The organism is Amycolatopsis taiwanensis DSM 45107, assembly GCF_000519205.1.
Lineage (GTDB): Bacteria > Actinomycetota > Actinomycetes > Mycobacteriales > Pseudonocardiaceae > Amycolatopsis_E > Amycolatopsis_E taiwanensis.
The window spans coordinates 215805-225638 of the sequence record NZ_JAFB01000019.1; the positions used below are offsets into that span (position 1 = coordinate 215805).

General features: G+C 67.6%; 7 protein-coding genes and 1 pseudogene. 4 read left to right on the top strand and 4 right to left on the bottom strand.

Translation table 11 applies throughout. The features are described 5' to 3' along the window. Positions 1 to 5: 5 nt before the first annotated feature. On the bottom strand, positions 6 to 2303 hold the full coding sequence (locus tag A3CU_RS0116935; RefSeq protein ID WP_043841341.1) for a beta-xylosidase/alpha-l-arabinosidase: 2298 nt from the start codon (positions 2301 to 2303) through the stop codon (positions 6 to 8). A 95-nt stretch (positions 2304 to 2398) separates the two neighbouring features. Continuing rightward, entirely contained in the window at positions 2399 to 3403 is a 1005-nt protein-coding gene (locus A3CU_RS0116940; protein WP_052371788.1) for a LacI family DNA-binding transcriptional regulator, read from the bottom strand. 230 nt (positions 3404 to 3633) lie between these two features. On the opposite strand from A3CU_RS0116940, the gene A3CU_RS0116945 reads away from it, so the two are divergent. From A3CU_RS0116945 to xylA, 4 genes are all read left to right on the top strand, one after another. Continuing rightward, a complete protein-coding gene (locus A3CU_RS0116945; protein WP_027943328.1) occupies positions 3634 to 4920 on the top strand; it encodes an extracellular solute-binding protein in 1287 nt (428 codons plus the stop codon). A 63-nt stretch (positions 4921 to 4983) separates the two neighbouring features. After that, positions 4984 to 5937, top strand: coding sequence for a carbohydrate ABC transporter permease (locus tag A3CU_RS0116950; protein ID WP_052371789.1), 954 nt, complete (start codon positions 4984 to 4986; stop codon positions 5935 to 5937). After that, positions 5937 to 6764: a carbohydrate ABC transporter permease gene (locus A3CU_RS0116955; protein WP_027943330.1), complete on the top strand. Its 828-nt coding sequence runs from the start codon at positions 5937 to 5939 to the stop codon at positions 6762 to 6764. The genes A3CU_RS0116950 and A3CU_RS0116955 overlap by 1 nt, the downstream gene beginning before the upstream one ends. Positions 6765 to 6898: 134 nt before the next feature. Next, complete coding sequence (gene xylA / locus A3CU_RS0116960) at positions 6899 to 8056, top strand: xylose isomerase (protein ID WP_027943331.1); 1158 nt, start codon at positions 6899 to 6901, stop codon at positions 8054 to 8056. Between the two features lie 281 nt (positions 8057 to 8337). On the opposite strand, the pseudogene A3CU_RS51105 reads toward xylA, so the two are convergent. Then, positions 8338 to 8517, bottom strand: a pseudogene (locus tag A3CU_RS51105) (transposase); the annotation flags it as partial. Next, positions 8513 to 9577 (bottom strand): IS110 family RNA-guided transposase, encoded by a 1065-nt coding sequence (locus A3CU_RS0116965; RefSeq protein ID WP_027943332.1) that lies wholly within the window; start codon positions 9575 to 9577, stop codon positions 8513 to 8515. The gene A3CU_RS0116965 and the pseudogene A3CU_RS51105, both read right to left, overlap by 5 nt. Positions 9578 to 9834 lie beyond the last annotated feature (257 nt).

A 9834-nucleotide genomic window follows, 5' to 3' on the forward strand; every position in this document is an offset into this window, starting at 1 on the left:
CCCGGTCAGGAGGCGATCGGGGCGACCGTGGCGGGGGTGGTCAGGACGCGGTCACGGGTGAGCTCGCGCACCGGGCCGGTCAGGTCGAAAGAGGCCGAGCAGGGCAGGTCAGCAGAGGACGGGCCGACGAACACCTCGACCGTCCCCGGCTCGACGATGCGCCGCAGGTTCAAACCGATGAACGAAGTGCGGTCGGCATGCAGCCCGAACGTCACCCGGGCCCGCTCGCCGGGCGCCAGTGCCACCCGGACGAACCCGGCCAGTTGCCGCACCGGCCTGGTGACCTGGGCGCACACGTCGTGCAGGTACAGCTGCACGATCTCCTCGCCCGCGCGGTCGCCGGCGTTGGCCACCTGCACCGAGACCGCCACCTCGCCGTCGGTCGGGATTTCCGGCGCGCTCAGCCGGAGATCCGAATATTCGTAGCGGGTGTAGGAGATCCCGTGCCCGAACGGGAACAGCGGCGTTGGGTCGAGGTTGCTGATGCCCTCGCTGTTGCCGCCCAGTGGCGGGTGCAGGTAGGTACCCGGTGAGCCGCCCGCCAGCCGTGGGACCTGCACCGGCAGTTTGCCGGTCGGCATGACCCGGCCGGAGAGCACCCCGGCCAGCGCGCCGCCGCCCTCCTCGCCGGGCAGGAATGCCTGGACCAGCGCCGCCGCCCGGTCGGCGTGCGCGCCGAGTGCGTAGGGTCGCCCGGACACCACGACCACCACGACCGGGGTCGGCGTGGCCAGCAGTTCGCTGAGCAGTTCGTCCTGCACGCCGGGCAGGCTCAGGTCGGCGGCGTCGCAGCCTTCGCCGGAGGTGCCCTCGCCGAACATGCCCGCACGGTCGCCGACCACCGCGACACACAGGTCGGCCTCCTGCGTGGCCGCTACCGCATCGGCGAACCCGGACCGGTCCTCCTCCCCGATCGGGCAACCCTGGTGCGCGACGATCTCCGCATCCGGCAGCTCGGCGCGCAGGGCCGCCAGCAGCGACGGCACCGCCACGCCCCGCCCGAGCTCTGGGTACCGCGGCAGCACGTGGTTGGGGTAGGAGTAACAGCCCAGGAAGGCCAGCGGGTCGTCCGCGCACGGCCCGACCACCGCGATCTTGCCGGCCCCCACCGGGAGCACGCCGGTGTTGGCCAGCAGCACCACCGATTTCTCCGCCACCTCACGCGCGATCGCCCGGTTGCGCGGCGAATCCAGGTCCACTTCGGACACCTCGGGCACCCAGCCCTCGTCCAGCAGGCCGAGTTCGGCCTTCTGGCGGAGCAGCCGCCGCACGGAACGGTCCACAACGGACTCGTCGACCTCGCCCGAGCGGACGAGGTCGACGAGTTCCTTGCCGTAACACAGGGTGTCCGGCAGCTCGACGTCGACACCGGCCGCGAGCGCCAGTGCGCCCGTCTGCCCGACGTCCTCGGCGATGCCATGCATGGTCTTGAGGAAGGCGATCGACCAGTAGTCCGACACCACCACACCGTCAAAGCCCCACTCGTCCCGCAGGATTCCGGTAAGCAGCCGCTCGTGGGCCGAAGCGGGCACGCCGTCGAGATCGACGTAGGCGGCCATCACCGAGCGGGCGCCGCCATCCCGGATGGCCATCTCGAACGGCGGCAGAATCACGTCTCCGAGCTCGCGCCAGCCGATCGACACGGGCGCGTGGTTGCGGGCCGCGCGGGAGGCGGAATAGCCGGCGAAGTGCTTGAGCGTGGCGATGATCCCGGCGTGCTCCAGGCCACGGACGTAGGCCGAGCCGAGCCTGCCGACCAGGTACGGGTCCTCGCCGAGGGTCTCCTCCACCCGCCCCCAGCGATAGTCGCGCACCACGTCGAGAACCGGCGAAAGGCCCTGGTGCGCACCGGCCCGGCGCATGTCGTCGCCGATCGCGCCGGCCATCCGCTCCACCAGGCCGGGATCGAAGGTGGCGGCCCACGCCAGCGAGGTCGGGTAGACCGTCGCGCCGTAGGTGGTGAAGCCGGTGAGGCATTCCTCGTGCACGATCGCGGGGATACCGAGCCGGGTCTGCTCGACGATCTCCCGCTGCAACGCCACCACTCGCGCGGCGCCGTCGGCCGCGCTCACCGGAGCGGTGCCGAACACCCGCGTGACGTGCCCGATCCCGTTGGCCCGTGCCTGCTCGAACGGCACGCCGCCGCGGGCGAACACGTCCTGCATCGGGGCGACGTTCCCGTTGAGCTCCTCGTTGCCGGGCCAGGAGCTGCCCAGCTGCGCGATCTTCTCCTCGAGCGTCATCTCCCCCAGCAGTGCTTCTACGCGCTCATCGAGGGGAAGCGAGCTGTCACGCCAGTTCACATGATCTCCTTCAGAATTCAACGAACGCGTTCGCGCAGATTTCCCCGGAGGGCGCGCGGCCGTCGCATTTGCCCACCCCGAACGGTTTCGCCGGCTCAGCCGCCCCGCACATGCGCCGTGGAACCGCGCACCACGAGATTCGTGGCCAGCTCGACATGGTGGGAATCCAGCGTTTCGCCGGCGATGAGGCGGAGCAGCGTCCGCAACGCGACGCGCCCCATGTCTTCGAGGGGTTGGCGAACCGTGGTGAGCGCCGGTGTCGCCACAGAGGCCATGACCGTGTCGTCGAACCCGACCACGCTGAGCTCTTCGGGCACGCGCAGACCCTGACGCCGGATCGCTTCCATCACGCCGAGCGCGGTCGCGTCACTCGCCGCGAACACGGCGGTGGGCGGATCCGGCAGCGCGAGGAGCCTGCTCCCCATCTCCAGCCCGTCCCGGTAGTGGAACGCGCCGTGCAGCACCAGTTCCGGGTCCGGGCGCACGCTCGCGCTGTCCAGCGCAGCGCGGTAGCCGCCCAGCCTTGCCTGGCTACACGAAGCCTGCACCGGCCCGCCCGCGAACCCGATCCGCCGGTGCCCCAGCCCAAGCAGGTGCTCGGTGGCGGCGAGCCCGCCCAGCCAGTTGGTGGCGCCGACGCTGGTGACCTCGACCCGCGGCAGGTTGAGCGGGTCGATCACCACGAGCGCCAGCCCGGCGCGGGCGAACCCCTCGACCTGGGCCAGGCTCAGCTCGGAGGTGACCACGATCAACCCTTCGCGGCCGCTGCTCTTCAGCCGCTGTGCCCAGGTGTTCTCCGGCGTGAGCGGTCCGCGGTGCTCCGCGTCGGGAAGCCGGCTCACGACGACGTCCACACCTGCCTCGGCGCCGGCCTCGGTCACCCCGCGCAGCAGCTCCAGGGAGTACGGGCTGACCAGGTCGTCGAACACCAAGTCCACGACCCGGGCCGGGGCGACCACCCGGCGCCCCATCTGGGGCACGTAGCCGAACTCGCGGAGCACCTTCTCCACGCGTGCCCTGGTCTCGGCGGAGACGTCGCCGCGTCCGTTGAGCACCTTGGATGCGGTCGGCAGGGAAACCCCGGCGGCGTCGGCCACCATGGCGAGCGTCGGCCGCTTGCCAGCAGCCACGGCAACCTCCAACAGTGTCGGTCCAAGACTTTCTCCGCGCCCGGGCCACCGGCCGCGCATCTATCGGAAAATTTTCGAGTCACTGTAGCCGGTATTTCGATTCACAGATAGCCCTTGACGGACGATTGTCGCCGGTTTACTTTCCGACTATTGCCAAACCATTTTCGAAAGTTTTCGACCTTCAATGGAGAAGGCAGATGATGACACTGGGCAAGCAGCGCACGGCTCTCGCGGCGGCCGGGCTGGCCGCTCTCCTCACCTTCACCACGGCGTGCGGTTCCAGCGGCCCCGGCGCCGCCAACGGAGTTACGGCGTGGGCGCTCACCGGCGGGGACGAGCAGACCTTCCGCGCCTCCTTCCAGGCCGACAAGGTCCAGGGCGAGTTCTACGGCAACGACGCCTACAAGCAGAAGATCCGCTCGGCCATCGGCGCAGACCAGGCGCCCACGCTGGTCTTCAGCTGGGGCAACGGCGGGATGCTCAGGTCCTGGGTGGACGCCGGCAAGATCTACGACCTCTCCGCCGACGTGCAGGCCAACCCCGCCATGACCGACCGCTACCTGCCCTCGGTGCTGAAGGCCGGGCAGATCGACGGCAAGACCTACGCGTTGCCGAACAACAGCATCCAGCCGGTGATGTTGTTCTACAACAAGGACCTGTTCGCCCAGGTCGGTGCGCAGCCACCCCGGACCTGGGACGAGTTGATGGCGCTGGTGCCGAAGTTCAACGCGGCCGGGATCGCGCCGCTGTCCATCGGTGGCCAGAGCAAGTGGCCGCAGCTGATGTGGGAGGAGTACCTGGTCGACCGGATCGGCGGCCCGGAGGTGTTCAACGCCATCGCCGCGAACAAGCCCGGCGCCTGGTCCGACCCGGCCGTCACCCGCGCCAACCAGATGATCCAGCAACTGGTAGACGCGAACGGCTTCGTCAAGGGCTTCAACTCGATCGCCACGGACAGCAACGCGGACACCGCCCTGCTGTTCACCGGAAAGGCGGCGATGTACCTGATGGGTTCCTGGGCCTTCCCGACCGTCAAGCAGGCCGACCCCCAGTTCGCCGCGAACAAGCTCGGCTACACCACGTTCCCGACGGTCTCGGGCGGCGTCGGTGATCCCAAGGACATCGTGGGCAACCCGGCCAACTTCTGGTCTATCGCGGCGCATGCCGGCGACGAGCAGAAGAAGGCGGCCGTGCAGTATCTCAAGGACGGCCTGATGAACAACTCCTATGTGGACAGTCTGCTCGCGTCCGGTTCGGTGCCGCCGGTCAACGGCATTCAAGACAAGCTCGCCAAGGCCCCGGACCCGGACTATCTGACCTACGTCTACAACCTCGCGGCTGGCGCGCCGAACTTCCAGATGTCCTGGGACCAGGCGCTGTCCACGGGGCAGGCCGATGCCCTGCTCACCAATCTCGACCAGCTCTTCGGCAAGCAGATCACGCCCGAGCAGTTCGCCGCGAACATGAACGCCACGATCGGGAAATGAGTCCCACATGAGCAGCGCTTTGTTTGCTCATAGAGCGCGCGCCGGACTCGCGAAGGAACCCACATGAGCACGGAGCGAGCAACGGTGGTCCTCACCGAGGACCGGCCGGCGCCTGCCTCGAAAAGATCCGGTGCGGCCCCCCGGGTTCGGGGTCGCACCGGGCCCAGCCCATTGCTGGCGGCACCCGCGCTGGTGCTCTTCGGCGTCTTCGCGCTGGTGCCGCTCGCCGGCGTGGTGGTGCTGAGCCTGATGAAGTGGGACGGCGTGGCCGACCCGGCGTGGATCGGGCTGGGCAACTGGACCGCCGCGCTGTCCGACCCGGCGACCGGGCACGCGATCTGGCTTTCCGTGCAGGTGATGGTGTTCAGCTGGCTGTTCCAGACACCGGTGTCGCTGCTGCTCGGGGTGCTGATCGCGCGGCGCGGCCGGTACCGCGCGGTCCTCGGCGTGCTGTACTTCCTGCCGATGCTGCTTTCATCGGCGGCCATCGCGATCGCCTTCAAGGCTCTGCTCGATCCGAATTTCGGGCTCAGCCGCGCTTTCGGCGCGAACTGGCTGTCCCAGGACTGGCTCGGCGACCCGTCGATCACGCTCTACGTGGTGATCTTCGTGATCGCGTGGCAGTTCGTGCCCTTCCACACCCTGCTCTACCAGGCCGGCGTGCGGCAGATCCCGGCACAGCTGTACGAAGCGGCGCAACTCGACGGCGCCGGTGTGGTGCGGCAGTTCTTCCACATCACGATGCCGCAGTTGCGGTACACGATCATCACCTCGTCCACCCTGATGCTGGTGGGTTCGCTGACCTACTTCGACCTGGTCTTTGTGCTCACCAGCGGCGGGCCCGGCAACGCGACCCGGTTCCTGCCGCTGGACATGTACCTCAACGGGTTTTCCAACAACGACATGGGCCGGGCGAGCACCCTGGCCGTGCTGCTGGTGGTCGCCGGGCTGGCGCTGTCTCTCGGCCTGGCCAGGCTGGCGAACTTCTCGCGAGGCAGCCAACTGGAGGGCTCCTGATGGCGAAGCGGCGCCTGCGCGCCAACGTGCCGGGCGGCATCGCCGGGTTCGGCTGGCTGATCATCACGATCGTGCCGGTCTACTACGTGGTCATCACCAGCCTGCGCGACCAGCGCGGCTTCTACGACGAGAACCCGTTGCGGCCGCCCACGCACCCGACCCTCGATGCCTATTCGCTGGTGCTGCAGAACGACTTTCTGCGCTACCTGGCCAACAGCGTGGTGGTGACGGCGGGGACGGTGGTCATCACCGTTGCCGTCTCGCTGATGGCGGCCTATTTCGTGGTGCGCGGCCGGACCCGGTTCTCGTGGTCGGTCTACCGGGTCTTCCTGCTGGGGCTCGCGATCCCGTTGCAGGCCACGATCATCCCGGTCTACTACCTCATCACCCGGGCGCACCTGTACGACACGCTGCTGGCGATCATCCTGCCGTCGGCGGCCTTCGCGATCCCACTGTCGGTGATCATTCTCGCGAACTTCCTGCGGGACGTGCCCAACGAGCTGTTCGAATCCATGCGGGTGGACGGCGCCGGCGACTGGCACACGCTGCTCTCGCTGGTGATTCCGCTGACCAGGCCGGCGCTGGTCACGGTCGCGGTGTACGACGGGTTGAACGTGTGGAACGGCTTCCTGTTCCCGCTGATCCTCACGCAAAGCTCGGACCAGCGCGTGCTGCCCATGTCGCTGTGGGCGTTCCAAGGCCAGTTCCGGGTCAACATCCCCGCGGTGCTGGCGGCCGTCGTCCTGTCGACACTCCCGGTGCTCGCGCTCTACATTCTCGGCAGGCGCCAACTCGTCAGCGGGCTGACCGCAGGCTTCGGCAGATAGGTGAAGGGCCGTTGTCGCTCAGCATGAGTGATACCCGTTCATGCCGGATTTCGACAGTAACGAGTCCCTCATGCCAGGACCCTCTTGACAACGCAAGATCGGCACACTGCCAGTAAGACACTAGGAGGAAAAGCATGCCGGACTTCACGCCAACCCGTGAGGACAGGTTCTCGTTCGGGCTGTGGACCGTGGGCTGGCAGGGGGTGGACGTCTTCGGCGGTGCCGTCCGGCCGCCGCTCGATCCCGGTCAGGCCGTGCACAAGCTGGCCGAGCTGGGCGCCTACGGGATCACCTTCCACGACAACGACGTCTTCCCGTTCGGCGCGAGCGCCGCGCAAAAGGAGGCCGCGCTCAAGCCGTTCCGGGCGGCGCTGGCCGCCACCGGCCTGGTCGTACCGATGGTCACCACGAACCTGTTCTCCCACCCGGTGTTCCGAGATGGCGGTTTCACCAACAACGACCGTGACGTCCGCCGTTTCGCGCTGCGCAAGGTGCTGGACAACCTCGACCTGGCCGCCGAACTGGGCGCGCGCACGTTCGTCTGCTGGGGCGGGCGGGAAGGCGCTGAGTCCGGTGCGGCCAAGGACATCCGCTCCGCGCTGGAACGGTACAAGGAAGCCTTCGACCTCCTGACCCAGTACATTCTGGACTCCGGCTACGACCTGCGGATCGCGATCGAGCCCAAGCCGAACGAGCCGCGCGGCGACATCCTGCTGCCGACCGTGGGGCACGCGCTGGCGTTCATCAACGAGCTGGAGCGCCCCGAGCTGGTCGGGCTGAACCCGGAGGTCGGGCACGAGGAGATGGCCGGGCTCAACTACGCGCACGGGCTCGCGCAGGCGCTGTGGCACGGCAAGCTGTTCCACATCGACCTCAACGGCCAGCACGGCCCACGGTTCGACCAGGACCTCCGGTTCGGCGCGGGCAACGCGCGGGGCGCCTTCTGGACCGTCGACATCATCGAAAACGGTGGCTACGACGGCCCACGGCACTTCGACTTCAAGCCGCCGCGTACCGAGGACTTCGACGGCGTGTGGGCGTCGGCAGCCGGCTGCATGCGTAACTACCTGATCCTGCGGGAGAAGGTGCGCGCGTTCCGCGCCGACACCGAGGTGCGGGAGGCGCTCGCGGCCGCCCGGGTGACCGAGCTGGCTCAGCCCACCCTGGCTGCGGGCGAGACACTGGAATCGTTGCGTGCCGAGGAATTCGATCCCGAGGCCGCGGCCGCCCGCGGCATGGCCTTCGAGCAGCTCGACCAGCTGGCCTTGGAGCACCTCTACGGCGTCCGCTAGCCGGCGCGGCGCTCTGTACGGCGCGTCCGGCCCGCCGCGTTATCGCCGACCGAACGGAACATTGTTGAACTCAGACCGTGGATCGAACACCAGGTAGAGATTCGACAAAAACGCAGCTTTCGAGCGAATACGTAGTACCGAAACAACCTGACCGAACCCCACGGCCGGACCACAGCCAGAAGCGCTGCCCACTCTCGAGGGCAGCGCTTCTGGCCAACCATGCACCTCGCGCCAATCCCAACCGAACTCCAGAGGCGGATTCAACCGGTGAGTGCACCGGGTTAGGTTGCTGAATCTAGCAAGAGGTTGTTGAAGGCTTCGGTGGGTTTGAGCCAGTCGAGCGTCTGTCGTGGACGGTTGTTCAGCTCGTCAGCGACCTTGTCGAGTTCTTGTTGGGTGTAGCCGGATAGGTCCGTCCCTTTGGGGAAGTATTGACGCAAGAGGCCGTTGGTGCTTCTATGTCAAATTGGCGGGCTGGTGGTGAGTGACGTGGTGTTGCCAGGCCGTGCGATCTGTGGTCATAGCTCGGTGGATCACGTCGATGAGGTGGCGTTGGAGGATGCGGCGGGCTCCCCGCGCGCCTTTGGCGGATTCGTGGCGAGCCAGGAGCGCCTGCGCGGGTGGGTGCCGGCGTTTCTGCACGATCGCGGCGGTGTAGAGCACGCTGTTGAGTCGCCGGTTGCCGCCGCGGTGCAGACGGTGGCGTTCGTTGTCGGCAGAGTAGACGGGGATCGGTGCGCAGCCGGTGTAGCGCGCTAGCTTGGCCGAGGTGGCGAACCGGGTGATGTCGCCAATCTCGCTGATCAAGACCGCTGCCGAGTTATGGCTGATCCCGACGACTTCCAGCAGCGCGGGTGCCAAGGGGGTCACGAGTTGCTTGATCGCGGTATCGAGATCGTGGACTCGTTTGTTGATCTCGGCGATCTCGGTGATCATGCCGATCAACGCCTGACGGACGTGCGTCCGCAGCGACGCGGTGTTCACCAGCGCGGTCACCGCTTCCAGATTCCTGGCTCGGGCCAGGTCGCCGGGCGTGTGGTCGAGCCAGACGTGCAGTTGGGCCTTGAGCTGGTTGATCGCCATCGTACGACGCTTGATGAGATCTGTTCGGTAGTCGACCAGGACGCGCAGCTCGCGCACGCGCTCGTCGATGCGGTGCCGGTCCAAGCCGGGGTTGGCGATGGCGGCATGGGCTACCGCGGTGGCGTCGATCTGGTCGGATTTTGCTCCGGTGGCCGCGTGCAGCTTGCGGTGTGCGGCGGCCAGGCGAGTGGGAACCCAGACCACTTCGTGGCCGGCGAGCAGCAGTCCGTCGGCCAAGCGGCGGGCGAAACCCCGGCCGTCCTCAATGGCCCAGGTCACGGGGACTCCGTCCTCGATCGACCTGATCCACTTCAGAAGCACCGCGATCAGGGACACGTCGTTGCTGACGGTCAGCGGCTTGCCGATACGCTTGCCGTCAGCGTTGACGGCCACCGCGACGTGGACGTGCTTGTGCGGATCGATACCCACTGTCACCATCAGTGCTTGCCCTCGTTGTCTGTTTTCGCTGATGACGGGACAGACGCGAGCGCCCTGGTCCGGGGACAGACCTAGTGCGAGTTGACGGCTCAGCAGGCTTCTATCAAGTCACTCCGGGCCAGGACGCTCACCCTGGGGCTGCTGTGGACAGATCAACGGAAGGCCCCTGGAGGCACGTGTTCTCAGAGTCACCCAACAACCCCACCGGTTCTTCCCCCGTCGAAGAAGATCCAGTGCCGCTCACTCTGCACTACTAG